At 72.7% G+C, this 25,883-nt stretch carries 25 protein-coding genes; 13 read left to right on the top strand and 12 right to left on the bottom strand.

Annotation, left to right across the window (positions count from 1 at the left end):
• Positions 1-327 precede the first annotated feature (327 nt).
• From ABD844_RS06250 to ABD844_RS06265, 4 genes are all read left to right on the top strand, one after another.
• Positions 328-1,386, top strand: a complete 1,059-nt coding sequence (locus ABD844_RS06250; protein WP_344873864.1) for a hypothetical protein — start codon at positions 328-330, stop codon at positions 1,384-1,386.
• 78 nt (positions 1,387-1,464) lie between these two features.
• Positions 1,465-2,298, top strand: a complete 834-nt coding sequence (locus ABD844_RS06255; RefSeq protein WP_344873866.1) for an NAD-dependent protein deacetylase — start codon at positions 1,465-1,467, stop codon at positions 2,296-2,298.
• Positions 2,299-2,303: 5 nt separating this feature from the next.
• Positions 2,304-2,681, top strand: a complete 378-nt coding sequence (locus ABD844_RS06260) for a YchJ family protein (protein WP_344873868.1) — start codon at positions 2,304-2,306, stop codon at positions 2,679-2,681.
• Positions 2,682-2,825: 144 nt separating this feature from the next.
• Positions 2,826-3,464, top strand: a complete 639-nt coding sequence (locus tag ABD844_RS06265; RefSeq protein ID WP_344873870.1) for a nitroreductase family protein — start codon at positions 2,826-2,828, stop codon at positions 3,462-3,464.
• Between the two features lie 20 nt (positions 3,465-3,484).
• Here the strand turns inward: ABD844_RS06265 and ABD844_RS06270 are convergent, their stop codons facing one another.
• The gene (locus ABD844_RS06270; protein WP_344873872.1) at positions 3,485-4,027 is read right to left on the bottom strand and encodes a dihydrofolate reductase family protein; all 543 of its coding nucleotides are present in this window, start codon (positions 4,025-4,027) and stop codon (positions 3,485-3,487) included.
• 53 nt (positions 4,028-4,080) lie between these two features.
• The gene (locus tag ABD844_RS06275) at positions 4,081-5,973 is read right to left on the bottom strand and encodes an aldehyde ferredoxin oxidoreductase C-terminal domain-containing protein (protein ID WP_344873874.1); all 1,893 of its coding nucleotides are present in this window, start codon (positions 5,971-5,973) and stop codon (positions 4,081-4,083) included.
• Between the two features lie 133 nt (positions 5,974-6,106).
• On the opposite strand from ABD844_RS06275, the gene ABD844_RS06280 reads away from it, so the two are divergent.
• Complete coding sequence (locus ABD844_RS06280) at positions 6,107-7,228, top strand: lytic transglycosylase domain-containing protein (protein ID WP_344873876.1); 1,122 nt, start codon at positions 6,107-6,109, stop codon at positions 7,226-7,228.
• Between the two features lie 25 nt (positions 7,229-7,253).
• Here ABD844_RS06280 and ABD844_RS06285 read toward each other — a convergent pair whose 3' ends face one another.
• From ABD844_RS06285 to yczE, 4 genes are all read right to left on the bottom strand, one after another.
• Positions 7,254-7,964 (bottom strand): hypothetical protein, encoded by a 711-nt coding sequence (locus ABD844_RS06285; RefSeq protein ID WP_344873878.1) that lies wholly within the window; start codon positions 7,962-7,964, stop codon positions 7,254-7,256.
• Positions 7,961-9,682 carry a CehA/McbA family metallohydrolase domain-containing protein gene (locus ABD844_RS06290; RefSeq protein WP_344873880.1) on the bottom strand — a complete coding sequence of 574 codons (1,722 nt, stop codon included), beginning with the start codon at positions 9,680-9,682 and terminating at the stop codon, positions 7,961-7,963. The genes ABD844_RS06285 and ABD844_RS06290 overlap by 4 nt, the downstream gene beginning before the upstream one ends.
• A 168-nt stretch (positions 9,683-9,850) precedes the next feature.
• The gene (locus tag ABD844_RS06295) at positions 9,851-11,614 is read right to left on the bottom strand and encodes a glycoside hydrolase family 15 protein (protein ID WP_344873882.1); all 1,764 of its coding nucleotides are present in this window, start codon (positions 11,612-11,614) and stop codon (positions 9,851-9,853) included.
• An 80-nt stretch (positions 11,615-11,694) separates the two neighbouring features.
• Entirely contained in the window at positions 11,695-12,297 is a 603-nt protein-coding gene (gene yczE, locus ABD844_RS06300; RefSeq protein ID WP_344873884.1) for a membrane protein YczE, read from the bottom strand.
• 71 nt (positions 12,298-12,368) lie between these two features.
• Between yczE and yczR the strand changes: the two genes are divergently transcribed.
• Positions 12,369-13,790 (top strand): MocR-like transcription factor YczR, encoded by a 1,422-nt coding sequence (gene yczR, locus ABD844_RS06305; protein WP_344873885.1) that lies wholly within the window; start codon positions 12,369-12,371, stop codon positions 13,788-13,790.
• A gap of 4 nt (positions 13,791-13,794) precedes the next feature.
• Here the strand turns inward: yczR and ABD844_RS06310 are convergent, their stop codons facing one another.
• Positions 13,795-14,406, bottom strand: a complete 612-nt coding sequence (locus ABD844_RS06310) for a trimeric intracellular cation channel family protein (protein ID WP_344873887.1) — start codon at positions 14,404-14,406, stop codon at positions 13,795-13,797.
• A gap of 11 nt (positions 14,407-14,417) precedes the next feature.
• Complete coding sequence (locus ABD844_RS06315) at positions 14,418-15,896, bottom strand: peptide MFS transporter (protein WP_344873889.1); 1,479 nt, start codon at positions 15,894-15,896, stop codon at positions 14,418-14,420.
• Positions 15,897-16,043: 147 nt separating this feature from the next.
• Between ABD844_RS06315 and ABD844_RS06320 the strand changes: the two genes are divergently transcribed.
• From ABD844_RS06320 to ABD844_RS06330, 3 genes are all read left to right on the top strand, one after another.
• Positions 16,044-17,882, top strand: coding sequence for an AMP-dependent synthetase/ligase (locus tag ABD844_RS06320; RefSeq protein WP_344873891.1), 1,839 nt, complete (start codon positions 16,044-16,046; stop codon positions 17,880-17,882).
• A gap of 143 nt (positions 17,883-18,025) precedes the next feature.
• Positions 18,026-19,378, top strand: a complete 1,353-nt coding sequence (locus tag ABD844_RS06325) for a hypothetical protein (RefSeq protein WP_344873893.1) — start codon at positions 18,026-18,028, stop codon at positions 19,376-19,378.
• Between the two features lie 154 nt (positions 19,379-19,532).
• Positions 19,533-20,021: a hypothetical protein gene (locus tag ABD844_RS06330; protein WP_344873895.1), complete on the top strand. Its 489-nt coding sequence runs from the start codon at positions 19,533-19,535 to the stop codon at positions 20,019-20,021.
• 484 nt (positions 20,022-20,505) lie between these two features.
• On the opposite strand, the gene ABD844_RS06335 is transcribed toward ABD844_RS06330, so the two are convergent.
• On the bottom strand, positions 20,506-20,796 hold the full coding sequence (locus tag ABD844_RS06335) for a MerR family transcriptional regulator (RefSeq protein ID WP_344873897.1): 291 nt from the start codon (positions 20,794-20,796) through the stop codon (positions 20,506-20,508).
• Between the two features lie 56 nt (positions 20,797-20,852).
• A complete protein-coding gene (locus ABD844_RS06340; protein ID WP_344873899.1) occupies positions 20,853-21,542 on the bottom strand; it encodes an NAD(P)-dependent oxidoreductase in 690 nt (229 codons plus the stop codon).
• A gap of 111 nt (positions 21,543-21,653) precedes the next feature.
• Here ABD844_RS06340 and ABD844_RS06345 point away from each other — a divergent pair, with 111 nt between their 5' ends.
• The 3 genes from ABD844_RS06345 to ABD844_RS06355 all read left to right on the top strand — a co-directional run bounded on the left by ABD844_RS06345 (position 21,654) and on the right by ABD844_RS06355 (position 23,613).
• Positions 21,654-22,028: a winged helix-turn-helix transcriptional regulator gene (locus ABD844_RS06345; protein WP_344873901.1), complete on the top strand. Its 375-nt coding sequence runs from the start codon at positions 21,654-21,656 to the stop codon at positions 22,026-22,028.
• A gap of 153 nt (positions 22,029-22,181) precedes the next feature.
• Positions 22,182-23,171, top strand: a complete 990-nt coding sequence (gene moaA / locus ABD844_RS06350; protein WP_344873903.1) for a GTP 3',8-cyclase MoaA — start codon at positions 22,182-22,184, stop codon at positions 23,169-23,171.
• A 184-nt stretch (positions 23,172-23,355) separates the two neighbouring features.
• The gene (locus tag ABD844_RS06355) at positions 23,356-23,613 is read left to right on the top strand and encodes a DUF6457 domain-containing protein (RefSeq protein WP_344873905.1); all 258 of its coding nucleotides are present in this window, start codon (positions 23,356-23,358) and stop codon (positions 23,611-23,613) included.
• A 306-nt stretch (positions 23,614-23,919) separates the two neighbouring features.
• On the opposite strand, the gene ABD844_RS06360 is transcribed toward ABD844_RS06355, so the two are convergent.
• The gene (locus ABD844_RS06360; protein WP_344873907.1) at positions 23,920-24,234 is read right to left on the bottom strand and encodes a DUF3099 domain-containing protein; all 315 of its coding nucleotides are present in this window, start codon (positions 24,232-24,234) and stop codon (positions 23,920-23,922) included.
• Positions 24,235-24,331: 97 nt separating this feature from the next.
• On the opposite strand from ABD844_RS06360, the gene ABD844_RS06365 reads away from it, so the two are divergent.
• Positions 24,332-24,544 carry a dodecin gene (locus tag ABD844_RS06365; RefSeq protein WP_344873910.1) on the top strand — a complete coding sequence of 71 codons (213 nt, stop codon included), beginning with the start codon at positions 24,332-24,334 and terminating at the stop codon, positions 24,542-24,544.
• 208 nt (positions 24,545-24,752) lie between these two features.
• Here ABD844_RS06365 and ABD844_RS06370 read toward each other — a convergent pair.
• A partial coding sequence (locus ABD844_RS06370) for a metallopeptidase TldD-related protein (RefSeq protein WP_344873912.1) occupies positions 24,753-25,883 on the bottom strand: 1,131 nt, incomplete at its 5' end.

The following is a 25,883-nucleotide window of genomic DNA, read 5'->3' on the forward strand; positions in this document are numbered from 1 at the left end:
CGCGTCCCCCGATGTGAAGCTGGCCGTGCAGCGCCGCGTCCAGTCGCTCGCCGGGGGCGGGCGGTGCGACGACCGGGCGACCGTGCATGAGGCCGCCGCCGGGACGCTGCGGGTCGCGGTGGGCGGCGCGCTCGCGGCCGACCTGCGCGAGCGGGTGCCCCGGGTGCTCGGCNNCTCGGCCTGCTCGCCGAGGAGGCCGAGCTGACCAGGCTGCGGACCAACCGGCTGCTGGCCGGGCGGCTCGGCCCGGGCACGTACGAACTGTCCGAGGCCCTGCGGGCGACCGGCGACCTCGAGATCGAGCACGGCGGCAGGCTCGCCGAGCGCGTGGCGGCCCTCGTACGCGAGGCCCCGGCGGGCACGTCCGAGCTGGACCTCGCCGGGCTGCTCGACGAGCCCGCCCCACCGGCCGCGCCCGTGCTGTGCTCGGCCGACGTCATGGTGGCGGTGTCCGCGCTGGAGGCGTACGAGTCGGGGACGACGCCGCTCGTCCTCGGCCGTCTCCACGACGCGGTGCTGCTCACCCCCTGGGCCCTGCAGTTCCACGACGAGGCCGCCGCGTGCCTCGCGGAGCGGGACGCGGCGGTCGGGCGGGCCCTGTCCGGGTTCCGCGTGCTGAACGTCATCTCGCGCCGCACCGGCGGGGTGCCGCCGCTGGAGCTGCCGGGGCCCGTGCTGGAGCTGGGCGGCGTGGCGGCCGACCAGGACCGCCGCCGCATCGGGCTCGACGAGCTGTACGTGCACAGCGACGGGCAGCGCGCCGTCCTGCACGCCAAGGGGATGGAGGAGCCGCTGCTGTTCCACAACGGTGAGCACGACACCGCCCTGCACACCGCGCTGGCGCTGCCCAGGGTCCGGTTGCCCCGACTGCTCGACGGGCCGCAGACACCCCGGCTGACCTGGGACAACGTCGTCATGTCGAAGCGGCGCTGGCAGGTGGGGCGGGCCTCGTTCGAGGAGCTCGGGCAGGCGGGCGGCGATCGCGACCTCCTGGTGGCGATGGCCCGCCTGAGGGAGACGCACGACCTGCCGGTCGCGTTCTTCGCCTCGACGGGACGTGAACGGGAGCCCGCCTACGTCGACACGCGCTCGCCCGCGCTCCTGGAAGGGCTGGCCCACCTGGCGGCGGGGACGGACCGGGTCACGCTGACCGAGGTGCTGCCGGGGCCGGACGAGTGCTGGCTGCGGGAGGGCGCACAGCGGTTCGCCGCCGAACTGCGCTGCGTCTACCTGCGGGCAGCCGGGGAAAAATGGGACACCGCCGGCACCCTTCGCACAGAGAGAGGCGGCGGGGCGGATCGCGACGGCCGCTCCGGGTGGGCGCCCCGGGCGAGCCCGCCGCGGCGGCCTCTGGTGCACCCGTACCCGTGGCCAGGAGGTGGTTGATCCGCCGGTGCGCGGGGTCTTCCGCGGCCCGGACGGACCGGCGGCCGAGTCACCTGGGAGCTGGGGCACCATAGAGACGTGACACCGAGCACCACGAAGGTGGATGAGCTGGCCGGGCTCGTCGCCCGGGGCGGGGTGGCCGTGCTCAGCGGGGCGGGGCTGTCGACCGAGTCGGGCATCCCCGACTACCGGGGCCCGACCGGCCGGGCGCGGCGCGCGGAGCCGATGACGTACCAGCGGTTCGTCGGCAGCGCGCAGGCCCGGCAGCGATACTGGGCGCGCAGTCACGTCGGCTGGCGGGAGATCGGCCATGCCCGGCCCAACGCCGGGCACCGGGCGGTGGCCGCGCTGGAGCGGCACGGCCTGCTGACCGGCATCGTCACGCAGAACGTCGACGGCCTGCACCAGGCCGCCGGGGCGCGGCGGGTGATCGAGCTGCACGGCGGGCTCGACCGCGTGGTCTGCCTGTCGTGCCGCGAACGCACCCCGCGCGCCGAGCTGGAGCACCGGCTGAGCGAGGCGAACCCCGGATGGGAGGCCGACGGCGTGATCAACCCCGACGGCGACGCCGTGCTCACCGACGAGCAGGTGGCGGGGTTCCGGATGGTCGACTGCACGGGCTGCGGCGGGCTGCTCAAGCCGGACGTGGTGTTCTTCGGCGAGAACGTGCCCCGGCCGCGCGTGGACGAGTGCTTCGCCGTGGTGGGCGGGGCGCAGGCGCTGCTCGTGCTCGGGTCGTCCCTGGCGATCAGGTCGGGGCTGAGGTTCGTCACCAAGGCCGCCGCGCTCGGCCTGCCCATCGCGATCGTCAACCAGGGGCCGACGGGCGCGGACGCCGACGCGTCACTCACCCTCGACGCCCCGCTCGGCTCGACCCTGACCGATCTCACCGCTCTTCTCGGGGCAGAATAGTGCCCATGCCCGCCCGCACATGCCCCTGCGGTCTGCCCGCCGACTACCCCGACTGCTGCGGCAGGTTCCACCGGGGCGAGGCGGCGGCCGCCACCGCCGAGCAGCTCATGCGCTCCCGCTTCGCCGCGTTCGGCGTGCGCGACGAGGGTTACCTGCTGCGCACCTGGCACCCCACCACCCGCCCGGCCCGCGCCGGGCTGGACAAGCGGGTGACGTGGGTGCGGCTGGAGGTGCTGGAGAGCACCGGGGGCAGCGTCGTGCACACCGAGGGCACCGTACGCTTCCGCGCCCACTACCTCGACCGTGGCCGGCCGGGGGAGATGGAGGAGCACAGCCGGTTCGTCCGCCACGAGGGCCGCTGGGTCTACCTGGGCGCACTGTAGCTGGGCGCACTGTAGCTGGGCGCGCTGTAGTTGGGCGCACCGTAGAACGCGCGGGAGGGCGCGGCGGGGAGCAGTGGGAGAGCCGGGTCGAGGACCTGCGGCCGGGTGCGGAAACGGGCGTCCGGAAATGGGCATGATGACCGCATGACGATCTCAGCAGACGAGTTGCTCACCACCACGCGCAGCGTGCGCAAACGCCTCGACCTCACCCGTCCCGTCCCGATGGGTCTGGTCCGCGAGTGCCTGGAGATCGCCCTTCAGGCGCCCACCGGGGGCAACGCCCAGGGCTGGCACTGGATCGTGGTGACCGACGCCGCCAGGCGCAAGGCGATCGGCGACTACTACGGGCGCTCGTGGCGCAGATACTACGACTCGGAATCCTCGGCCGGGAACCTGTTCCAGGACGACCCGGCCCGGTCGGTGGCGCAGCGGCGGGTGTCCGACAGCGCCGCCTACCTGGCCGACCGGATGGGCGAGGTGCCGGTGCTGGTGATGGCCTGCATCACGGTGCCCGGCGGCCTGCCCGAGGGCAACCAGGCCGGGCTCTGGGGGTCGTTGCTGCCGGCCGCGTGGAGCTACATGCTCGCCGCCCGCGCCCGCGGTCTGGGCACGGCCTGGACCACGCTGCACCTGGCGTACGAGGGCGAGATCGCCGAGCTGCTGGGCATCCCCGGTGACGTGCGGCAGGGCGTGCTGGTGCCCACGGCGTACTACACGGGGGAGACGTTCCGGCCCGCCTCCCGCCAGCCGCTCGACGAGGTGCTCCACCTCGACCACTGGTGAGAGGGCACGTGGCCGGGTCGTCAGCGGGCGACGCGGTACCAGATGTTGGTGGCGTGCGGCACGTGGCTGACGCCGAGCTGTTCGAGCCTGATGTTCGTGCCGCCAGGGTGCGCGAACAGGCGTACGCCGTCGCCGAGCAGCACCGGCGTCACGATCGTGAGCACCTCGTCCAGTTCGCCCGCCTCCAGGCACTGCCGGGCGACGTCGGCGCCGAGCACGTTGACGTACTTGCCGCCGGCGGCGGCCTTCGCCGCGGCGACGGCACTCGCCAGGTCACCGGCGAACTCCACGCCCGGCACCGGCGTCTCGGGGATGTGGTGCGTCAGCACGAACTGGGGCCCCTCCCAGCCACCGCCGAACGCCTCGCCCTCGTTGTCCGTGTCCCGGTACGGGTCGTCGCCACGGAAGGTGCGGTTGCCCGCCAGGATCGCGCCCACCTGGCCGATGAGGTCGTCGACGAGCGGGTTCGGCCCCGTGAACGGGGCCAGCCAGGACATGTCGCCCCCCGGCCCCGCGATGAAGCCGTCCGCCGACACGCTCACCGAGTACAGCAGCTTGCTCATGTTCCACCTCTCGAAAGGGTCGCCGAGATTCAGACGGCGGATCTCGGCGGGACTCATCGCAGCGGTCGGCCCAGCTCCTCGCGGAAGGCGGCGCGGGCCCGCGCGAACGCCTCCAGGTCGAGCACCGCCCCCCGGTGCGGACCTGCGGTGATCGGCTCCTCGTGGAACCGCGCGGGAAGCTCCTCCTCCAGCCGCGCGGGGAACCCGTCGCCCTCCGGTCGCGCGGCGGCCTCCCGCAGGGCGTACGCGCGCATCTCGTCCAGCCGGGCCTGGCCCGCCGCCAGCAGGTCCGCCGGTGTGAACTCCGTCCCCAGCACCGCCGTGACCAGGACGGCCAGACGGTCGACGGTGAGCGGCCGGGTCGGGGAGGAGGCGAAGACGCACACGTTGAGCGCGTCGAGCCCGCTCCACAGCCGAAGCAGCCGGGCGCTGCGACGGCCGCGCTCCTCGTCCAGGTCGCCCGCCGGGGCCGGGGCGGCGCCGACGCGGGCCGCCTCGGGGAAGCTGTACGCGAGCCCGGCGACGGGGTCGAAGTCGAGGTCGTGCTCCAGGGCGTCGTAGCGCGGGCCGCCGGGCGCGACCGCGTAGCCGAGGCCGATGCCCGGCTGCGGGCGCGGGTCGAAGCACGGCAGCTCGGCGCCCTTGACCGTCATCGCGTACGCCTCCGCGCCCGGCCCGATGCGCCGCGCCGCCCGCGCCGAGCCCTCCGCGAGCAGGTCGCCCAGCGGGCCGGACCTGGCGGCCACGTCCGCGATCAGCCCCGGCAGCGCCGCCGCGTCCCCGAAGGCGGGGCCGCCGGGCAGCAGGCCGCGCTCGGCGCACTCCATGGCGAACGCGAGCGTTCCGCCCAGCGAGACGGGGTCGAGGCCGAGGTCGTTGCAGCGGGCGTTGGCGGCCAGGACGGTGTCGAGGTCGTCGATGCCCAGGTTCCACCCGAGCGACAGGAACGCCTCCTGCCCCAGCCCACCCGTCCGCCGCTCACCGAGGCCACGCATGGCCGTCGCGTCCGCTGCGGCCTCCTGCCCGGAAGCGCGCGCACCGGGCTCCGGCGTGGGCGTGGGGCGGGACGGCGGGGCGTAGACCTTGAGGCAGTCGTTCGGGCAACCGGGGCAGGAGCCGGTGGTGGAGACGGCGCGGCCGGCGTAGTCAGCGGCGGCCGGGACGCGCAGGCCGGGCGGGCCGGGCACCGAGAAGTTGCGCACCGCGGCGTACCCCGGGTCGAGCGGGTCACCTGCCCACCCCGCGAACCCCGGCTCCCCGGCCTGGAGAGCGGCGAGCGGGTTCGTGGCCAGCGCCGCCCGATAGTACGCGGCCAGCTCCGCGACCGCCGCCGGGTCGGCGACCTCGACCGGCGCGTCGCCCACGCACACGACCGCCTTGAGGTTCTTGGACCCGAAGACCGCCCCCAGCCCGTATCGCCCGGCGGCGAAGGCGTGGTCGGTCACCACGCTCGCGTACCGGACGAGGCTCTCCCCTGCCGGGCCGATCGCCGCCACGTGCGCGCCCGCGCCGTGCCGGGACCGCAGCGCGTCGGTGGTGGCGGCGACGCCGAGCCCGCGCAGCTCCGCGCACTCGTGCACGCTCAACTCCCCGCCCGCCACCAGCACGTACGACAGCCGCTCCGCCCGCCCCACGACCGCCACCGCCTCGGCCCCGGCGGCCCGCATCCCCGCCGCGAACGGCCCGAGTGCGTGCGCCTCCCCGGCCACCCCGGTCAACGGCGACTTGGCCAGGAACACGGCCTTGGCCAGCCCCGGCGCGGCCGTACCGCCCAGCCTCCCGGCCGCCACGTACAGCAGGGCCCGAGGGTCGTACGGATCGAGCCCGGCGGGCGTCCGCTCACTCATCAACCGCAGCCCGAGAACGGATCCCCCGTAGTGCCCCCTCTCCGCGGACCGATCTTCCCGCTCCACGTTCCCGCTGGTCACATCCACAATGAACGGCATGACAAATCCTCCTAGAGCCAGGAGCGGCACGACATCACACCTCGCCCGGCGGACGCAAGCCGTCTACGAAGTCCCGGCGACCCGCCGCGCCGTTTGAGACGGCCCCGCCGCCGCACCGGTAGGTTGCGTTGCCATGGAGGCACGCCCGCAGCACCCACGACTCCACCGCCGCAGTCAACGCCACCGCCGGGGCCGCCCGCCCGCCGCGGCGACCCTCCCCACCGCTGCGCCCACCGCCGCGCCCACCGCCGGGCCCATCTCCGCGCCCATCCCTGGGCCCATCCCCGGGCCCATCGCCAGGCCCATCCTCGTGCCCGTCTCCCGGGGGATCCTGGCGCGCCTCGCGGCGTTGTCCGCGGTGGTCTTCGCGGTGGCGGCCTGCGCGATCCCCGCCGACGGCGCTCGCGGCGTTCCGGCGCGCGGGCCCTCCGCCCAGGAGCACACCGCGACTCCCGCCCCGTCGGCGAGTGCCGAAGCCGCGCGGGAGGAGCCGCTCCCCGCGCCCGACGAGAAGATCCCCGAGAACGCCACCCGCCTGGCCACGGCCCTGCGCGACACCACCGCCAAGCTCGGCGAGGCCATCGACGCCTGGACCGAGGGCGGCTCGGCGGCGTCCGCCCGGCCGCCCGCGGACGTCGAGCTGCTGGCCCTGTACCAGCAGCGCATCTATCGCCACGCCGCCCGCCACCCCGAGCTGGCCTCCCGCGCCTTCGCCCGCCTGCCCGCCGGACTGGCCGCCCAGGCCAAGGACAACACGGCCGCCATCCGCGGGCTGCTCGCCCTGGCCAGGCCCATCAAGCCGTCGGCCGTGTTCAAGACCCAGCGGGCCCGCCCGGCCGCCGAGCTGCTCGGCCTCTTCAAGAAGGCCGAACGGCGGTTCGGGGTGGAGTGGGAGGTGCTGGCGGCGGTGATGTTCGCGGAGACGAAGTTCGGCCGGGTGAGGTCCGACAGCCACGCCGGGGCCCAGGGGCCGATGCAGTTCATGCCGGCGACCTGGAAGGCGTACGGGCTGGGCGGCGACGTCCAGAACCCGCGCGACGCGGTCATGGGAGCGGCCAACTACCTCAAGGCCAGCGGCGCCCCGCGCGACTACCGGCGGGCGCTGCACGCCTACAACCCCTCGCAGGCGTACGTGGAGGCGATCCTGCTGCACGCCCGCCAGATCAAGCGCGATCCGCGGGCGTACTACGTCTACTACAACTGGCAGGTGTTCGTGCTGACCACGGCGGGCGAACGCCGCCTGACCGGCCCCTAGACGTGGCCCGCCGGTCCGGGGGCGGTCAGGCGTGGTCGGCGCAGCAGGGGGTGGGGTTCGGCACCTCGGCCGGGGTGAGGCGGCCCTCGGCGGCCGGCATGGTGAGCAGGGTCATGAGGCCGTCCCGCCAGACGGGCCTGACGTGGTCGTTGGTGACCACCGGCACGTCGTCGGCGGGCGGGCCGGGAGAGGCCAGCACGAGCACCCGGTCGATGGCCGAGCCGTCGCGGATGGCGCCCGCGCCGAGGGTGCCGGTGAGCAGGTCGCGGCCGGGGAAGGTGACGACCCGCCCGCCGCGGCGCTCCGCGTGCTCGGAGACGGCGAACGCCGCCCCCGCCGCCAGCGGCCCCGTACGCGCGTCGCCCAGCGCCCACGACAGCTCCCACGACAGCTCCGGCGCCGACTCCGCCATCAGCTCCGACACCGTTGCCGTGATGGGTTCTGGCACGGCCAGCGAGCAGGCGACGTGCGGCTCGTCGCCCGCCTGCCCCGCCGGGACGAAGTGGGTGCAGCCGACCGCGTCGCCGGGCAGGCCGAGCGCCCGCGCCACGATGTGGAGCAGGTGCTCGGCCTCCTGAAGCGTCCGCGTCCCCGCGTCGATGCCCAGCACCAGCGGCCCGTCGGCGAGCGGCCCGTCGGCGAGCGCCGTGTTGGCGGGCCGCCCGTCGGCGTGCCGCTCGTCGGCCGTCGGCTCGACGAGCGACGGCCGGCCGGTCACCGGTTCGAGGTTCGTCAACGCGGCAGGATCCAGATCGGGTTGCTGTAGAACCACAGGTCGTTCCAGGGGTCGGCGTCGCCGTACACGTCGATCTGCGGGCCGTGCGGGTCCACCGCCGCGCCCAGCAGCCCCGGGGCGCTGCGCTTGCCGTCGGTGCCGCGCAGCCGCACGTACACCGGACGGTCGATGGCGTCGAGCCGGTAGGTGAAGGTGACGGTGCCGGTGCTCTTGTTCACCTCGTACGACTGCACGACCTTCGTGTTCGGCGTGGTGAAGGCGTCCTTGTCGGAGACCGGGCCGGTGACGTCGCCCTGGATGACGTCCACCCGGGCCAGCGTGGGGACGACCTGGACCCAGTTCGGCCGCCCGGCGAGGGTGATCTCGATGGCCAGCTCGACGCGGGCGCCCTTGCGCACCTGGAGGGTGTCGCCGAGCGTCACCCCGCGCTGCCCGGTGCCGGTCGGGCGGGCCCGCACCACCAGGCCGCTGATCAGGCCGCCGTGGTCGACCCAGATCCGTCCGGCGCGCAGGCCGTCCATGACCGCGCCGTAGGAGAAGTTCTGCGCGCCGACGTGCGTCCTGCTGTAGTAGCCGGGCCAGAAGTCGCCGGAGCCGAAGTTGGCCACGCCCTTGTAGACGGGGTCCTCGTAGCGGCCGTTGGCGTTGAAGTCGCTGCCGGGGCCGCGTTCGCTGGTGTCGCCGTGCACCGAGTGGGAGTCGGAGTTCGCGGTGATCCACCACGGCTTGCCCTCGGCCAGGAGGCTGTCCCACAGGCCGCCCACGGTCGCGGTCATCCAGTCGAACCCGCCGAAGGTCTTGTAGCTCTCGGCCGGGTAGCCGGGGAAGGAGTCGGCGCCGGGGTTGCTGTCGTAGAAGCCGCGCCCGCCGCCGGGGCCGTTCGGCTTGGGGATGCCGGCGGCCTGGTGGCCGGGGGCGCCCTCCATGCCGACCGCGATGGACGGCGCGGTGTCGCGCCAGCCCCGGATCTCGTGCGGGGAGTCGAGGCCCTTCCTGGAGGGGTGGTTGGCGAAGAACAGCGCGTCCGGGACCCGCCGCTTGCGTACGGCCTCGGCCAGGAAGTTCAGCCCGGCGATGGCCAGCGCCTCGTTCTGCGGCGTGTTGGAACTCGCGCCCTTCACCGACCCGTCGAAGGAGTTCTCGAACTCCTTGAGCGTCTCGACCTCGCCCCGCCCGGGGGCGACGAACACGGTGCCGTGCTCGGCCGCTGGAATGTTCCACTCCAGGCCCTGGAAGACCAGCGTGTCCTTGACGGCGGCGCGGGCCGCGACGATGTCGGGGTTGACCTTGTCCACCCCGATCTTGGCGTGCGTGGTGCTGCCGTGGTCGGTGATGACCATCCAGCCCAGGCCGTACGCGTTGCCGTGGCGTACCTGGTCGATGACCCGGTAGATGCCGTCGGAGCTGTACTGGGTGTGGATGTGGTGGTCACCGGCCAGCCACTGGTAGCCGTCCCTGGGCTCACGGCCGCGGCCTTCGTCCCGGGTGGTGGCGGCCGCCTGGCCCTGCGTGCCGAGCACGCCCACGGCGGTCAGCCCGGCGCCGAGCAGCCCGGCGCGGCGGAACATGCGCCGCCGGGTGAGCTGGTCCGGCGGCAGCTCGCCGTCGGGAATCGACAGGTCCCGCGCCTCGGCGGCCTCGTTGTCCCCGAGGCGCCCGTGCCCGTGCTCGTGGTCGTGCGTGTGGTCGTGCCCGTGGTGGTGGTGCCCATGGCTCATGGGGTGTTGCTCCGTCCCGCCGGGAGGGTGCTCCGGCTACGGCGGGAGCGTGGCGGAATCGGATGAACCGGACATGAACAGCGGAGGATCGGGAAGTGCCTGTCAGATGCCCGCTAAGGAGGTATTCGGGCGAAAGGGGGTGATCTGTCCGGACGAACCCGCGAAGGCTCAGGACAACCGCGACAGGGCGCGGGCGGCGTGCACCAGGGGCACGTGGCTGAACGCCTGCGGGAAGTTGCCGACCAGACGGTCGTAGCGCGGGTCCCACTCCTCCGCCAGCAGCCCCACGTCGTTGCGCAGCGCGAGCAGCCGCTCGAACAGGGCCTCCGCCTCCTCCTTGCGCCCCTGCATCGCCATGACCTCGACCAGCCAGAAGCTGCACGCCAGGAACGCGCCCTCGCCGCCCGGCAGGCCGTCCACGTCGTTGTCGGCGGCGATGGGGTAACGCAGGACGAGGCCGTCGGACATCAGCTCGTTCTCGATCGCCGCGACCGTGCCCTTCACCCTGGGGTCGTCGACGGGCAGGAAGCCCACCATGGGGATCATGAGCAGCGCCGCGTCCAGCTCCGTCGAGCCGTACGACTGGGTGAAGGTGTTGCGCCGCGCGTCGTAGCCCTGCTCGCAGATCTCCGCGTGGATGACGTCGCGCAGCGTGCGCCACTTGTCCACCGGCCCGGTACGCCCGAAGTTCTCGGCGTACCTGACCGCCCGGTCGAGCGCCACCCAGCACATCACCTTCGAGTGCACGAAGTGCCGCCGCGGCCCGCGGACCTCCCACAGGCCCTCGTCGGGCTCGTCCCAGTGGTCCTCCACGTAGTCGAGGAGCTGGCGCTGGATGCTCCACGCCCGGTCGTCGGCCGACAGGCCGCTGGTGCGCGAGACGTAGAGGCAGTTCATCACCTCGCCGTACACGTCGAGCTGGAGCTGCCTGACCGCCTCGTTCCCGATGCGCACCGGGCGGGAGCCCTCGTAGCCGTCGAGCCAGTCGAGGCGCAGCTCGGGCAGGCGGCGCTCGCCCGCGACGCCGTACATGATCTGCAGGTCCTGCGGTCGGCCGGCGATGGCGCGCAGCAGCCACGACCGCCAGTCGGCGGCCTCCTCCAGATAGCCGGAGCTGATCAGCGCGTCGAGCGTCAGCGTCGCGTCGCGCAGCCAGCAGAAGCGGTAGTCCCAGTTGCGCACCCCGCCGATGTCTTCAGGCAGGGACGTGGTGGGCGCGGCCACGATGCCGCCGGTCGGCGCGTACGTGAGGCCCTTCAGCGTGATCAGCGACCGGACCACGGCCTCCCGGTAGGGCCCCTGGTAGGTGCATCGGGCCAGCCACTCCGCCCAGAACGCCTCGGTCTCGGCGAGCTGCTCCTCGCACTCGATCTGCGGCGGCATCGGCTCGTGGGAGGGGTGCCAGGTGAACACGAACGGCAGCCGGTCGCCCTCCTCGACGGTGAAGGTGGCCCGGTGGGCGTAGTCGCCGCCCTTGAGCGGCACGGGGGAGTGCAGCCACACGGAGTCGGGCCCGCCGATGGCCTGCAGATGCCCGTCCGTACGCCGCACCCACGGCACGATGCGCCCGTAGTCGAAGCGCACCCGCAGTTGCGTGGAGACCTCGACGGAGCCGGAGACACCCTCGACGATGCGTACGACGTCGGGGTTGCGGTCGCGGGGCGGCATGAAGTCGATCACGCGGACGGTGCCCGTCGGGGTGTCCCACTCGCTCTCCAGGACCAGCGTGTCGGGGCGGTAGCGCCGCCGGGTCGCCGGTCTCCTGCCGGTGGGCCCGAGCCACCAGTGCCCGTTGCGCTCGCTGCCGAGCAGCGCCGCGAAGCACGAGGGGGAGTCGAACCTCGGCAGGCAGAGCCAGTCGATCGAACCGTCGCGCGCCACGAGCGCGGCCGACTGCATGTCACCGATCAGGGCGTAATCCTCGATCCGCATGCCCTAGAAGCTACTCGGCGCGGGGGTGATCCCGTGGCCGGGTCGATCATGTCGCGTCATGCCCGGCCCCGGTCACGGGATCACGTCAGGGGGAACCAGCGGGTCAGGAGCTGCGTCAGCGGCCCGATGGCCAGCGCGAACACCAGTGTGCCGACGCCCACCGTCCCGCCCATCAGCCAGCCGGCGAACAGCACGGTGACCTCGATGAGCAGGCGGGAGAGCCGTACCGAGAGCCCGAGCCGCATCAGGCCCGTCATGATGCCGTCGCGCGGGCCCGCCCCCATCCCGGCCCCGATGTACAGGACCGTGGCCAGCGCGATGGAGGACACGCCCAGCGCCACGTAGCACGCCTGGAGTGCCAGGTGCCCGGCCGCGGGCAGCAGGTACATCGCGGCGTCGGCGAACAGGCCGACGAACACCACGTTGCTGATCGTGCCGAGGCCGGGCCGCTGCTTCAGCGGGATCCACAGCAGCATCACCAGGGCGCCCACGATGATGATGACCGTCCCGATGGACAGCCCCGCGCGCAGGCCCACGCCCTGGTGGAAGACGTCCCAGGGGCCGTTGCCGAGGCCCGACTCGACCTGTAGTCCGATGCCGAGCCCGTACATCGCCAGGCCGCCGTAGAGCCGCAGGAGCCGGGCGGGAAGGGAGCTGGGTCGGGGGACGGTCGTCTCGCTCATGATGGCTCCACGGTGGCACCTTCGAACTTGCCAAAACAGGGCCAATCACGAAAAGTGGCCTTATGAGGCATATGTCAGCGGGACAGGTGGCCAGGCTGGTCGGGGTGGAGCCGGCGGCGCGGCCGTACTACCGCGCCCTCGCCGACGCCGTACGCAGGCTGATCATGGACGGCCAGATCCCCGTACGCGTCCGCATGCCCGCCGAACGCCACCTCGCCGAGACACTCAAGGTCAGCCGCACCACCGTCACCTCGGCCTACGACCTGCTGCGCGAACGCGGCTACCTGGAGAGCCGCCAGGGCTCGGGAAGCTGGACCGCCCTGCCCGACCCGGCCACGACCGCCGACAACCCGTGGCTGAGCACCGACGGCGACGGCCTCATCCAGCTCCACGCCGCCGCCCCGCCCGCGCCGTCGGCCCTGGCGGACGCCATGGCGCAGGCCGTGGCCGACCTGCCCCGCTACGGCATGGGCAACGGCTACGACCCCATGGGCCTGCCCACGCTCAGGGAACGCATCGCCGCCCGCTACACCGTCAGGGGCGTGGCCACCCGGCCGGAGCAGATCCTCGTCACCGCCGGCGCCCAGCACGCCGTCCAGCTCGTCCTCGGCCTGCTCGTCGGCGCGGGCGACCCGGTGGTGGTGGAGTCGCCGACGTACCCGCACGCCATCGACGTGGCCAGGCACCGCGGCGCCCGCATCGTCCCGGTCGGGATCTCCCACGAGGGCTGGCAGCCGGACGCGGTCGCCGGGGCGATGCGCCAGTCCGGGGCGCGGCTGGCCTACCTCATGCCCGACTTCCAGAACCCGACGGGCGCCCTCATGGAGGACCCCGTACGCGTCGCCGTCGCCGGCGCCGCCCGGCGGGCCGACACGCTGCTGCTGGCGGACGAGTCCTGGTCGGAGCTGGTCCTGGACGAGGTGCCGCACACCTCCCCGCTGGCCGCCTTCGACACCGACAGCCGCGTGATCAGCGTCGGGTCGGCCTCCAAGCTGTGGTGGGGCGGCCTGCGCATCGGCTGGATCCGCGCCACCGCCGGGCTGGCCCGCCGCCTGGCCAGCTTCCGCGCCTCGGTCGACCTGGCCAGCCCGGTCCTGGAGCAGCTCGTCGTGGCCCGCCTGTTCGACCGGCTGGAGGAGACGCGCGCCGAGCGCCGCCGCACGCTGCGGGCCTCGCGCGACGCCTTGGTGGCGGGGCTGCGCGAGCACCTGCCTGAGTGGACGTACGAGCTGCCGCGCGGCGGCGGCACCCTGTGGGTGCGCCTGGACCGCGGCGGCTCGACCCCGCTCGCGGAGGCGGCGGCCAGCCACGGCGTACGCCTCGCGCCCGGCCCCTGGTTCGGTCTGGGGGGCACCCTGGAGGGCTACCTGCGCCTGCCCTTCACCCAGCCGCCCCAGGTGCTGGCCGACGCGATCGCCCGGGTCAGGGCCGCCCGCGACCACGGCCCGCTCGGCCCGCCCCGCCCCTCGGACTCGCTGATCGCGATGGTGTGAGTGCTCAGTCCCCGCCGACGCCCCTGGCCAGCGGCGCCCGCCACTTGCGTCGCATGGCCGTGATCCGCAGCCCGAACGCCAGCACCGCCGCCGCCAGCGTGGCCGGCCACCCGTGCAGTCCGTACGCCGACAGGGCCGCCATCACCGCCGACCCCAGCAGGGCCGGCACCGCGTAGAGCTGCCGGTCGTACAGCAGGGTGGGGATCTCCCCGGCCAGCACGTCGCGCAGCATGCCGCCGCCCACCGCCGTGGTGACCCCGAGGAGGGTGGAGTGCAGGGGGCTGAGGCCGTACTCCATGGCCTTCTCCGTGCCGACCGCGCAGAACAGCCCGAGCCCGGCCGCGTCCAGCACGAGGATGGCCGGCATCACCCGGGCCACGTGCGGATGGAAGAAGAAGACGATCACCGTCGCGACCAGCGGCACCAGCACGTACCCGAGGCTCTGGAAGGCGGCCGGGCGCACGTTGAGTATGAGGTCGCGGACGACGCCGCCGCCCAGCGCGGTCATCTCGGCCAGCACCCCCATCCCGACCACGTCCAGCCGTTTGCGCACGCCCATGAGCGCGCCCGACAGGGCGAAGACGAAGATTCCCGCGAGGTCGAGTAGTTCAGACACGTTCGGAATGTCTACCGCATGAGAGGCTCATGGTGCTCCGCCATCATCGCCCGGAGCCTGCGGGCGAACGCGAACAGCGCCAGCCCCGCCACCACCGCCACGGCCGCCAGCAGCAGGTAGTACGCCGGCTCCGACAGCACCCGGCCGAGCCGCCCCGTCTGCCCGCCGACCGCGTCGCCCACCGACACCGAGATGAACCAGACACCCAGCATCTGCCCCTTGTACGCCTCCGGCGCCAGCTTCGTCGTCACCGACAGCCCGACCGGGCTCAGCGCCAGCTCGCCGAACACCTGGATCAGGTAGACCGCCACCAGCCACCACACCGACACCCTGCCGGGCCCGGCCAGCGCCGCCGCCACGGCCATGACCACGAAGCTCAGCCCTATCACGACCAGCGCGAACGCGAACTTCTGCGGCGTGCTCACCCGCGTGCCCAGCCGCACCCACAACGTCGCGAACACCGGCACGAAGACCATGATGAACAGCGGGTTGAACGCCTGCGTCGTGGCGGCCTGGATCGGGATGCCCGCCAACGACAGGTCGGTGTGGTCGGCGGCGAAGAACAGCAGCTTGCTCGGCGCCAGGTCGTAGATCATCCAGAAGACCGCCGCCGCCACGAACAGCCAGATGTAGGCCCGCATCCGGACGCGCTCGTCCTCGGACAGGCCGTGGCCGCCCAGCAGGATGAAGCAGAAGCAGACCACCGGCACGATCAGGATGACCACCGTGATGGCCACGGTGAACCGGTCGACGGTGAGCGTGCCGGTCGCCGCCCACGCTCCCAGCGCGAGCGCGGTCAGCGCGACGCCGAGCGTCACGAGGCGGCCGAGCCGGTGGCGCTCCCCGCGGGACAGGCGCAGGCCGGGGCGCTCGCCGACGCCGCGCAGGGCCCGCCCGCCCCAGACGTACTGGATCAGGCCCAGCGCCATGCCGATCGCCGCCACGCTGAAGCCCAGGTGCCAGCGGTCGCCCGCGGCCAGGTGGCCGACCACGATGGGGGCGAAGAAGGCGCCCAGGTTGACGCCCAGGTAGAACAGCGAGAACCCGGCGTCCCTGCGCCCGTCGTCCTCGTCGGGGTAGAGGCGGCCGACCATGACCGAGATGTTCGGCTTGAGCAGGCCGGTGCCGGTGATGATGAGCAGCAGCCCTAGCCAGACGAAGAACGGCGAGGTCACCGGGATCGCCAGGCTGATGTGCCCGAGCATGATGACGAACCCGCCCCAGAACACCGAGCGCCGCGCCCCCAGGATCCGGTCGGCGATCCAGCCGCCCGGCAGCGCCACGAGGTAGATGAGCGCGCCGTAGATGCCGACGACCGCCTGGGACGTCTCCTGCGACAGGCCCAGCCCCTGGTGCGCGGGCGAGGCGGCCATGAAGGTGGCCAGGATGGCGCGCAGGCCGTACCACGAGAAGCGCTCCCACATCTCCGTGCAGAAGAGCGTGGCCAGGCCCCAGGGATGCCCGAGGAACGTCCGCCCGCCCTCCCGCATCCACGCCCCCCGAAACACACTACGCGATCGTTCGATCACTTTACGTGAAGGGTGTTGGCGTTTTCTCACATGCGCTTGCCGCCACCCCGGGCCTGTGGTGCGATGCATGCCATTCATGCAAGTGAATACTGACTGGAGGCGGGTGCCATGGCCGATGTCCTCGAAGTCCGGGCCGAGATCGAGCGGCAGATCTCGGGCCGAACGGTGTGCGAACAGCTCAGGCAGACGGCCGAGCGGCATCACGACGCCCCCGCGTACTCCGACCCCGACGGCGACGGCTGGAGCACGCTGACCTACGGCCAGGCGCGGCAGCGGGTGCTGGAGATCGCCGCCGCCTTCGCCGCGCTCGGGCTCGAACCCGGCGAGGCCGTGGCGCTCATGATGGTCAACCGCAGCGAACACGTCCTGGCCGACCTGGGCACCGTGCACGCGGGCGGCGTCGGCTGCACGATCTACTCCACCTTCGCCCCCGACCAGATCGCGTTCGTGGCCACCGACGTCGGCGCCCGCTACGCCGTGCTCGGCGGCCGGGCCGAACTCGCCCGCTGGGAGCCGGTGCTCGACTCGCTGGACGGCCTCCGCAAGATCATCATGCTGGCGGAGACCCCGCCCGGCGAACGCTACATGAGCTGGGCCGACTTCCTCGACCTCGGCCGCGAGCGGCTGGCCGCCGACCCCGGCTCGATCGAGGCGCGCTGGCGCGCGGTCACCCCCTCCGACATGGCCACCGTGCTCTACACCTCCGGCACCACCGGCACCCCCAAGGGCGTGCCGCTCACCCACACCAACATCTTCTACGAGGTCGCCGCCACCGACCGGCTCACCTCGCTGCCCACGCGCGGCACGCAGATCTCCTACCTCACCTACGCGCACATCGCCGAGCGCGCCCTGAGCCTCTACCTGCCCCTGGCCAAGGCGTCCCACGTGTACTTCTGCACCGACCTGGCCAACCTGGCCGCCACGCTGGGACAGGTCAGGCCGATGGTGTTCTTCGGCGTGCCCCGGGTGTGGGAGAAGATGATGGCCCGCCTGCTGGCCGTCCTCGCCACCGGGCCCGAGGAGCGGCAGGCCGCCGTACGCGAGGCCATGGCGGCGGGCGCCGCGTACGTCGAGGCCGGCCAGCACGGCCACACCGTCACCCCCGAGATCCGGGCCGCGTACGAGAAGGCCGACGCCGCGTTGCTGTCGGTCATCCGCGGCATGATCGGGTTCGACCGCGCAGAGTGGACCGCCACCGGCGCCGCCCCGCTGTCCGCCGAGGTGCAGCGCTTCTACGCCGGCCTCGGCATCAAGGTCATCGACGTGTACGGCATGACCGAGACGACCGGCGCCTTCACCGGCAACAGCCCCGCCCGCTACCGCCTGGGCACCGTCGGCACGGCCGAGCCCGGCGTCGAGATCCGCATCGCCGAGGACGGCGAACTCCTCACCCGCAGCCCGCTCAACACCCTCGGCTACCTCAACCGTCCCGAGGCCACCGCCGAGTTGATCGACGCCGACGGCTGGCTGCACACCGGCGACATCGGCACGGTCGACGAGGACGGCTTCTACCGGGTCGTCGACCGCAAGAAGGAGCTGATCATCACGGCCGGCGGCGAGAACATCTCCCCGGCCGAGATCGAGAACCGCCTCACGGAGCACAGCCTCATCGGCCAGGCCCTGGCGTACGGCGACGACCGGCCCCACCCGGTGGCCCTGCTCACCCTGGACGCCGAGGTCGCGCCCGGCTGGGCCCAGGCCCGCGGCATCGCCTTCACCACCCTCGCCGAACTGGCCGAGCACCACGACGTGCTGAGAGAGATCGATTCGGCGGTACGGGCCGCCAACGCCAAACTGGCGCGGGTGCAGCAGGTGAAGAGATGGGCGCTGCTGGGCACGGAGTGGACGGCCGAGACCGAGGAGCTGACGCCGAGCCTCAAGCTCAAGCGCCGCGTCATCCACGCCAGGTACGCCGACCTCATCGAGCGCTTATACGCCCCGCACTGAACCGTCGAAGCGGTGGGCAGCCCGTTCGCGCCTGCGACGGCCCACGTTCAGTCGGGGGGTGTGTGCGGGCTGAGCCGAGTTTTACCATTCGGGGCGTGTGTTGTGGTCCTGGTCATTACCGGCCGGTTCCTACCGTCTCGATCATGAGCAGAAGCCTTCTTCTCGTCTCGCTCGCGGCGGGGTCGCTCACGGCGCCCGCGCCCGCCACCGCCGCAGCGTCCGAACCCGAAATCCGCTCCATCACCGTACGCCCCGCGGAGCCCGTGGTCGGGGCGCGCGGTTCCGTCCGCCTGGTGATCGACGTGATCGCCAGGGGTGCACGGGGCAAGGACGGCGTCACCGTCAAGGTCGAGCCCGGCGCCCCGCCCGCCCAGGCGCCAGAGACCCCGCCGATCGCCTCACCCGGCCAGTCACCGGCCCAGCCGCCGGCCCAGTCACCGGCACAGCCACCAGCGGTCCCCGGCCAGGCGCCGGTCCAGCATCCGGAGCAGGCACCGGGTCAGGCCACCGCCCGGACACCGGCGCGGCCGCCCGTCCAGGCCCAGATCCTGGCTCCCGGCCAGAACCCGGCCCAGTCGCAGGCCCTCAGCCCGCCCCTCACCGCGGCCCAGGCCTCGACGCACGTGCCGGAAAGAACGCGGCCGCACACCCACGCAGGAACGCGGCCGCACGCGCCGTCCCAGGTCGCGGCCCCTGTCGCCGGCTCGGGCAAGGTCAGCACACCGTCGCCCGTCGCACCCGGCAGGGGCGGTCCCGCCGGCTACCCGCACACCGCCGGACACTCGCAGTCCGGCCCGAAACAGCAGCCGGGCACCAGGTACCCGCAGCCAGGACAGGCGGGTCCGAACCGGACGTCCACCAACCCGCGTCCCGTCCACGAGTACCCGAACCACGCTCACGTGCAGCCGGACGCCGCCGTGCTGGACCCGCAGCCGTTCCCGGCCTACGCCGCGGCGCCCAAGGTGGGGATCCCCGGCCAGGTCACCCCGGAGATCCCGCCCCGGCTGGTGTGGCGCCTGACGCCCAGCCCGTACCGGATGACGGACGGCTGGCAGACCTGGCGCTTCCTGCCCGACAAGCGGCTGAACCGCTTCTACCCCACCGGAACCTGGACGATCACCGCCACCGCCAAGGGCCGTGACGGGGCGACGGTCACGCAGTACGCCTCGTTCGAGCTGAAGCGCGAGACCAAGCTCGCGTCGGTACGGGCGGAGAAGTCGGCCCAGGCGGACGGCGTCCGGCTGCGCGGCTCGCTCACCCGGGTCGACCCGCGCGGCCTGACCGACTACGGCCCGTTCGCCAAGCAGCGGCTGGAGATCCTCTGGCGTCCCGACACCACCTCGCGGTGGGAGCGGGTGGGGGAGACCACGACCGACGCGGCCGGGGAGTTCGTCGGCACGGTGCAGGGACGTACGGGCGGCCACTGGCGCGTCCACTATCCCGGAACCGGACATTACGCTCCAGAAACCTCTAAATCCCGACAAATCGAACAATAAGGCGCTAATCAATAACCCCTCAAACATTTCGCAATACGTCGTTGCGGAATCGTGATCAACTTCGTCGCAACTTTTCCTTGCCCTTACGCGTCATTGGTTGACGTGCCCCATTTTGGGGTGCGTTTTTCGGACGGGGAAGGATTCTGATTTGAAGATGCGACGCCTAGCCGCCGGCCTGGCGGCTGCCGCCCTGGGCGCGACGGTGGTGGCCACGGCCGCCTCGCCCGCGCTCGCGGACGACCCGGGCCTCGACCCCGACGTCGCCGGCGGCCACACCAGCCTCCAACTCGACGTCAACCCCGAGCCCGCCTGGCGGGGCAAGCCCCTCGACATCCAGGGCAAGCTGTCCGTCCAGTGTGACGAGGACTACATCAGCGGCTTCGTCTCGGTGCACCACGCCGATCGCTGCAAGAAGCAGGAGAACTGGCACCGCCTGGCGTGGAAGCGGATCGTGATCCTCTTCCAGCCCGCCGGCAGCGGCCGGTGGGAGCACGTGGACACGGTCCGCACCACCGGCAAGGGCTACTTCGAACTGTCGGTGCCGGCCCGTACGTCGGGCACGTGGCGCGCGGTGTTCGAGGGCAGCCAGTACCTCTCCTCCTCGGAGGGCACGGACTGGGTGAAGGTCGTCGGCCGCCGCTGACGGCACCCGGCCACCGGTCACAGCCGAACACGCACCACCTGAACGCCCGGCCACCACGGCCGGGCGTTCAGCGTTGTACGGGCCCCGGCGTCCCCGAGCCGTCCTGCTCTGCGCCGCCCTGCCTTGAGCCGCTCTGACCTGGGCTGCTCTGCCCTGAGCGGCTCTGGCCCGCGCCATCCTGCTCTGGGCCGTCCTGCCTTGAGCCGCTCTGACCTGGGCTGCTCTGACCTGAGCGGCTCTGGCCCGCGCCGCCCTGGCCCGCGCCGTCCTGCCCTGGGCCGTCCCGCTCTGGGCCGTCCTGCCCTGAGTGGTCCTGCCTTGAGTGGTACTGCGCGGGATGGCTGTGCGCGGGCCAGTGATGCGCGGAGGGGGAGAGTTCGTCCGGCAGCCCTTGCGCGCACATCGCCCGAAATTTCGGGCACAGCGTGAAATCCGGCTCCGAGCACTCCAGCGCGTGCTCGACCAGCGTCTTCGACGCCTCCACCTACCGGACCCGCCACTCCAGCTCGGCCCTGTGCCGCTGCAGCAACTCCCGCCGCTCCCCGGCGGTCCCGGCCTCGAACATCTCGCGCAACTGCTCCAGGCGCAGCCCGGCCGCCTTCCCCCGCACGATCATCGTCACCCGGGAGACCTGGTCCTCGCTGTATCTCCGCCGTCCGCCGCTGCGCCGCACCGGCCGGATCAGCCCCATCGTCTCCCAGTGCCGCAACACGTGCGTGGCCAGCCCGAACCGCGCCGCCAGCTCGCCGATGCCCATTTCCGTGGCCGACTTCATGTTCACATTAACCTGCGGACCGGATCCGGCTGTCAAAGAGCGGCGGACCCGGCGCCTCAGTAGGACACGGCGACCTGGACGCGGTGGTGCGCGGGTGTCTCCACCTCGTCCACGAGCGCCACCGCCAGATCCGCGAAGGAGAACACCGGATCCCCCTGCGCGGACTCCGGCACCCGCCCGTCCCCGAACCGGTGGCGTCCGGTCCTGGCCGCCTCCTCGTCCAGGAGCACCGGCGGCGGCGCGACCACCACCCAGTCGAGCGCCGCCCCCGCCAGCACCTCCAGCTCGGCCGCGTGCCCCAGCGAGAACTCCCGCGCGTCGGCGGGGAAACCGGGCGTGTCGATGAGCCGGACCCCGGGGGAGACCTCCAGCAGGCTTCCGATGCCCACCGCCACCAGCCGCGGCACCCCGGCCCGCGCCAGCCCGTCCACCAGCGCGCGCGTGGCCGCGGTGTAGAACTCGACCGACGGCACGTCCAGCCGCGCCGTCGCCTGCACCGCCGCGTCGTGCCCGGCGGCCACCGCCGCCACGCTGTCGCCGTCGGTGACGTCTCCTGCGACCACGCGTACCCTGTCGCCGCCACCGTACGGATCCAGGTGCCGCGCCGGTTCCGGGTGCCGCGCCGGTTCCGGGTGCCGCGCCGGATCCCGTACCACGGCGGTGACGTCGTGCCCGCGCCCGGCCGCCTCCGCGACGACCCTGCGCCCGGCCCGCCCACCGGCCCCGAACACCACGATTCTGCTCATCTCGACTCCCGTCCGCGAAACCTTCGACCGGTGACCGGCACGCCGGTCACCACGCAGACGGTAGAGGCGGGGACGTCGCTTTCCGCAACGATAGTTACCTACGATGACGGGATGGCCGACTCAGCCCCGCTGGATCCCGACATGTTCACCGGCTGCCCTCCGGTCGCCGCGCCGATCCGCATCGGCGACAAATGGACCGCGAAGATCATCCGCTGCCTGGAGTCCGGGCCACGGCGCTTCACCGAGCTCCAGACGCCGCTGCGCGGCATCACCCCGAAGGTGCTCACCGCGTCCCTGCGCGCCATGGAGCGCGACGGCCTGCTCACGCGCACCGCGTACGACGAGATCCCGCCGCGCGTCGTGTACGAGCTCACCGACCTCGGCCGCAGCCTCCTCGAACCGATGAACGCCGGGTGCGAGTGGTCGCGCAGGCATCTGGACGCGCTGATGCGCGCCCGAGACTCCTGGTCGGCCGCCGTCCCGTAGTCCACCGGCCCCGCGACCACCCGCCCCACCAGGTGAGCCAGGAATCGATCTAGGGAACAATGTGTTGACGTGCCACGAGGCGCCGGATTTTGGGGCCCGGCCGACGATCGTCATAGGCTGGGCCGCCAGGCGAGCTAACAGGAGGTGACGCCCATGTTGCGAGACTCGTTCGGACGGGTGGCGACGGATCTGCGGGTGTCCCTCACGGACAAGTGCAACCTCCGCTGTACGTACTGCATGCCCCCCGAGGGCCTCGAATGGCTGCCGAACGCCCAGCTCCTCACCGCCGACGAGATCGTCCGGCTGGTGACCATCGGCGTCGAACACCTGGGCATCACCGAGGTCCGCTACACCGGCGGCGAGCCCCTCCTCAGGCGCGAGCTGGTCGACATCGTCGCCCGCAGCACCGCCCTGACCCCCGCGCCCCAGGTCTCCCTCACCACCAACGGCATCGGGCTGGCCCGCCTGGCCGACGCCTTGGCCGAGGCCGGGCTCCACCGGGTCAACGTCTCACTCGACACGCTCGACCCCGCCACGTTCAAACGGCTCGCGCACCGCGACCGGCACGCCGACGTGGTCGCGGGGCTGGCCGCCGCCGACCGCGCGGGCCTGCGCCCGGTCAAGGTCAACTCCGTGCTGATGCGCGGCGTCAACGACCACGAGGCCGTGCCGCTGCTGCGCTGGTGCCTCGACCAGGGCTACGAGCTGCGCTTCATTGAGCAGATGCCGCTCGACGCCCAGCACGGCTGGAGCCGCGAGAACATGGTGACCGCCGACGAGATCCTGCGGCTCCTGTCCGAGGCGTACGACCTCGTCCCCGACGGCCTGGAGGAGCGCGGCAGCGCCCCGGCGGAGCGGTTCCTGGTGGACGGGGGGCCCGCCAGGGTGGGCGTGATCGGCTCGGTGACGCGTCCGTTCTGCGGGGCCTGCGACCGCGTCCGGCTCACCGCCGACGGTCAGGTGCGCAACTGCCTGTTCGCCACCGAGGAGTCCGACCTCAAGACGCCGATGCGCGCGGGCGCCTCCGACGAGGAACTCGCCGCGCGCTGGACCGCGGCCGTCTCACGCAAGCGCGCCGGGCACGGCATCGACGATCCGTCGTTCCTGCAACCGTCCCGCCCCATGTCCGCCATCGGCGGCTGACGAGGCCCCCGAGCGGCGAGGCCCCCGGGCACGCCCCTGCCACCCCCGGCGACACGCCCGGCCCGCGCACGCACGGCTGCCTGCTCACGGGCCTCCGCCCCCGCTCGTACGCGTCCGTCCGGCACTCCCGGCCGCCCCACATCGCCTCGACTGCGACACAATGGACGACCTGAAGGAGGCTCGCATGAACGTACTGCACGAATGGACCATCCTGGCCTGCAAGGAGCTGGGGATCGACCCGGCCCGCGTGGACCGCGACGAGATCCTCGGTCTCACCAAGGAGGTCGCCCACGGGGTCGCGAGGCCGGCCGCGCCGCTGACGGCGTATCTGCTCGGGCTCGCTCAGGGGGCCGGCACGGCCTCTGAGGACGCTGTGGCGAAACTGACCACATTGGCGAAGAACTGGGGCGAGGCGACCACCGAGACCCTGACCGACCGCTGACACTCGAACGAACTCTTCAAGTCAAGCCCGCTCCCGCCTGAAGATTTCCTGTGAATAACGGTTGCGGGAGCGGTGCAAACGATTTCGGGAAAGCCGCCCTATCCAATCTGCCCCGGACGGCACGCGCTGATCGAAAACCTGTCCGGGAAAAGGGCGACGCCGGGTGGTTACGGGGGCAAACCACCCGGCGTCGCTTCATCGGCGTTCCGACGGGGGCCCGGAACGCCGGCACCAGCACTCCGACGGGGGACCGGAGCGCTTGGCTAAAGCGTACACCTACAACCCATGGGATGCGTCAAGACTTAGTCACGACCCGATCTCGCGTCGATGCAGCGGTATCTCGGTTTGGTTAGCTTCAGGGGACTGAAAGGTAGGCGGTGGGGCGGCCTCGCCCCTCTCATTGGCCCCGATTACGGCTATGTATGGCAAAAAGACCGCGCCGGCGATGAAGAGCAGGCGGTACGGCCACGGCAGCGGCACCACGACCGCCAGGATCAGGCAGAGCGTGCGGATCCCCATCTTGATCAGGTAGCTGATCTCGCGCTTGCGGATGTCGGCCGACAGCGACGGCTTGGCGTCCGTCACCTGGTGGACGTCCGGCTTCCTGCGCCACCCCTTCATACTTCCACCGTAGACCCGGATGGGGCCGGTGGCGACGGCGGCCCGGAACGCGTTCGGGGGCATGCGATCATGGCCATCAGGTGAGGAGGATGTGGAGATGACGGACCGTACCTATCGGGTCACCGAGATCGTCGGCACCTCGGGTGAGAGCGTCGACCAGGCCATCCGCAACGGCCTCAGGAGAGCGTCGGAGACGCTGCGCCACCTCGACTGGTTCGAGGTGACGGAGATCCGGGGGCACCTGGACGCGGGGGAGGTCGCGCACTTCCAGGTCGGCATGAAGGTCGGCTTCCGCCTCGAGGATGCCTGACCCACCCGGCCCCCGGCGACCATCCAGGACGGCGGGCGAACGCGCCAGGGGCGGCGAGAGGGCGCCGGAGATCGCGGGTGCCTCTCGCCCTCCCCCGCCCCCTCAGCGCCGCCCAGCGCCCCTCTCAGCCCTTCCCCGGCCGCAGGGGCGAACGGGCCCGTTCAGGATGCCCGGCAGGGCGCGGGATGGGGCGCATGGACGGGCGGGGTCAGCTTGCCTGGCTGACCGTGGACATGTTGAAGTCGGGCACCCGCACCGCCGGCATCACGGTCCGCTGAAAGTAGTCGCTCCACTCGCGCGGCAGCGTACGCTCGCTCGCCCCCACCTCGGACACCCGCCCCAGCAGGTCGACCGGGCTCTCGTTGAACCGGAAGTTGTTCACCTCGCCCACGACCTCCCCGTGCTCGACCAGGTAGACCCCGTCGCGGGTCAGCCCGGTGACCAGCAGCGTCTGCGGGTCGACCTCGCGGATGTACCACAGGCAGGTGACCAGCAGGCCGTGCCGCGTGGCGGCGATCATCTCCTCCAGCGGCCGCCCGTCGGCGGGCCCCGTCATGATCAGGTTGTCGACGCCGGGCGTCACCGGCAGCCCGCTCAGCTCCGCCGAGTAGCGGGTCTGCAGCAGCGCCTCCAGCCGCCCGTCACGGATCCAGTCGGTACGCGCCAACGGCAACCCGTTGTCGAACACCGAGCTCTCCCGGCTGGAGGCGTGGGCCGTCACGAACGGCGCGCACGCGATGCCCGCCGCCGCCGGATCGCTCGACAGCGACACGGGCAGGGTGGCGAGCTGCTCGCCCACCCGCGTGCCCCCGCCGGGCTTGGCGAACACCGAACGCCCGTCGAGCGCGTCTCTCGCCCCCGCCGACCAGAACAGGTAGATCATCAGGTCGGCCACCGCGCTCGGCGGCAGCAGCGTCTCGTAGCGGCCCGCCGGCAGGTCGACCCGGTTCTTGGCCCACTCCAGCCGCTGGGCCAGCGAGGAGCCGAGCGCGGCCACGTCGACGTCGGTGAAGTCTTGGGTCGACACGCCGGTCCACGCCGAGCGCTTGAGGTCGCCGGACTTGGCGTTGAGCTCGAGCCGCCCGGTCGGCTGGTCGTGCCGCAGCCGCACGCCGGTCGACGTGCCGAGGAACGTGGAGGTCAGCGAGTGCTCCGCGAAGCCGTACAGCTTCCTGTCGCCGGACTCCGCCGCCGCGAACGCCTCGCCGAGCGCGGGCGCGAAACCCTCGAAGACCCCGATGTCGGTCGGCCGCACCACGTCGTCCCAGTGCGGTGCGGCGGGGGCCGCCTCGACCAGCGCGCGGGCGTCCTCGGCGGGCCGGGCGTCGCGGGCCGCCGC

Source organism: Nonomuraea antimicrobica (assembly GCF_039536965.1).
Taxonomy (GTDB): Bacteria; Actinomycetota; Actinomycetes; order Streptosporangiales; family Streptosporangiaceae; genus Nonomuraea; species Nonomuraea antimicrobica.

Bases quoted from the DNA above. Each gene is read 5' to 3' on its own strand.
- ABD844_RS06260 (WP_344873868.1), top strand. From the start codon at position 2,304: ATGCCCGCCCGCACATGCCCCTGCGGTCTGCCCGCCGACTACCCCGAC.
- ABD844_RS06265 (WP_344873870.1), top strand. From the start codon at position 2,826: ATGACGATCTCAGCAGACGAGTTGCTCACCACCACGCGCAGCGTGCGC.
- ABD844_RS06270 (WP_344873872.1), bottom strand. From the start codon at position 4,027: ATGAGCAAGCTGCTGTACTCGGTGAGCGTGTCGGCGGACGGCTTCATC.
- ABD844_RS06275 (WP_344873874.1), bottom strand. From the start codon at position 5,973: ATGCCGTTCATTGTGGATGTGACCAGCGGGAACGTGGAGCGGGAAGAT.
- ABD844_RS06280 (WP_344873876.1), top strand. From the start codon at position 6,107: ATGGAGGCACGCCCGCAGCACCCACGACTCCACCGCCGCAGTCAACGC.
- ABD844_RS06290 (WP_344873880.1), bottom strand. From the start codon at position 9,682: ATGAGCCATGGGCACCACCACCACGGGCACGACCACACGCACGACCAC.
- ABD844_RS06295 (WP_344873882.1), bottom strand. From the start codon at position 11,614: ATGCGGATCGAGGATTACGCCCTGATCGGTGACATGCAGTCGGCCGCG.
- yczE (WP_344873884.1), bottom strand. From the start codon at position 12,297: ATGAGCGAGACGACCGTCCCCCGACCCAGCTCCCTTCCCGCCCGGCTC.
- yczR (WP_344873885.1), top strand. From the start codon at position 12,369: ATGTCAGCGGGACAGGTGGCCAGGCTGGTCGGGGTGGAGCCGGCGGCG.
- ABD844_RS06315 (WP_344873889.1), bottom strand. From the start codon at position 15,896: ATGCGGGAGGGCGGGCGGACGTTCCTCGGGCATCCCTGGGGCCTGGCC.
- ABD844_RS06320 (WP_344873891.1), top strand. From the start codon at position 16,044: ATGGCCGATGTCCTCGAAGTCCGGGCCGAGATCGAGCGGCAGATCTCG.
- ABD844_RS06325 (WP_344873893.1), top strand. From the start codon at position 18,026: ATGAGCAGAAGCCTTCTTCTCGTCTCGCTCGCGGCGGGGTCGCTCACG.
- ABD844_RS06330 (WP_344873895.1), top strand. From the start codon at position 19,533: ATGCGACGCCTAGCCGCCGGCCTGGCGGCTGCCGCCCTGGGCGCGACG.
- ABD844_RS06335 (WP_344873897.1), bottom strand. From the start codon at position 20,796: ATGAAGTCGGCCACGGAAATGGGCATCGGCGAGCTGGCGGCGCGGTTC.
- ABD844_RS06340 (WP_344873899.1), bottom strand. From the start codon at position 21,542: ATGAGCAGAATCGTGGTGTTCGGGGCCGGTGGGCGGGCCGGGCGCAGG.
- ABD844_RS06345 (WP_344873901.1), top strand. From the start codon at position 21,654: ATGGCCGACTCAGCCCCGCTGGATCCCGACATGTTCACCGGCTGCCCT.
- moaA (WP_344873903.1), top strand. From the start codon at position 22,182: ATGTTGCGAGACTCGTTCGGACGGGTGGCGACGGATCTGCGGGTGTCC.
- ABD844_RS06355 (WP_344873905.1), top strand. From the start codon at position 23,356: ATGAACGTACTGCACGAATGGACCATCCTGGCCTGCAAGGAGCTGGGG.
- ABD844_RS06360 (WP_344873907.1), bottom strand. From the start codon at position 24,234: ATGAAGGGGTGGCGCAGGAAGCCGGACGTCCACCAGGTGACGGACGCC.
- ABD844_RS06365 (WP_344873910.1), top strand. From the start codon at position 24,332: ATGACGGACCGTACCTATCGGGTCACCGAGATCGTCGGCACCTCGGGT.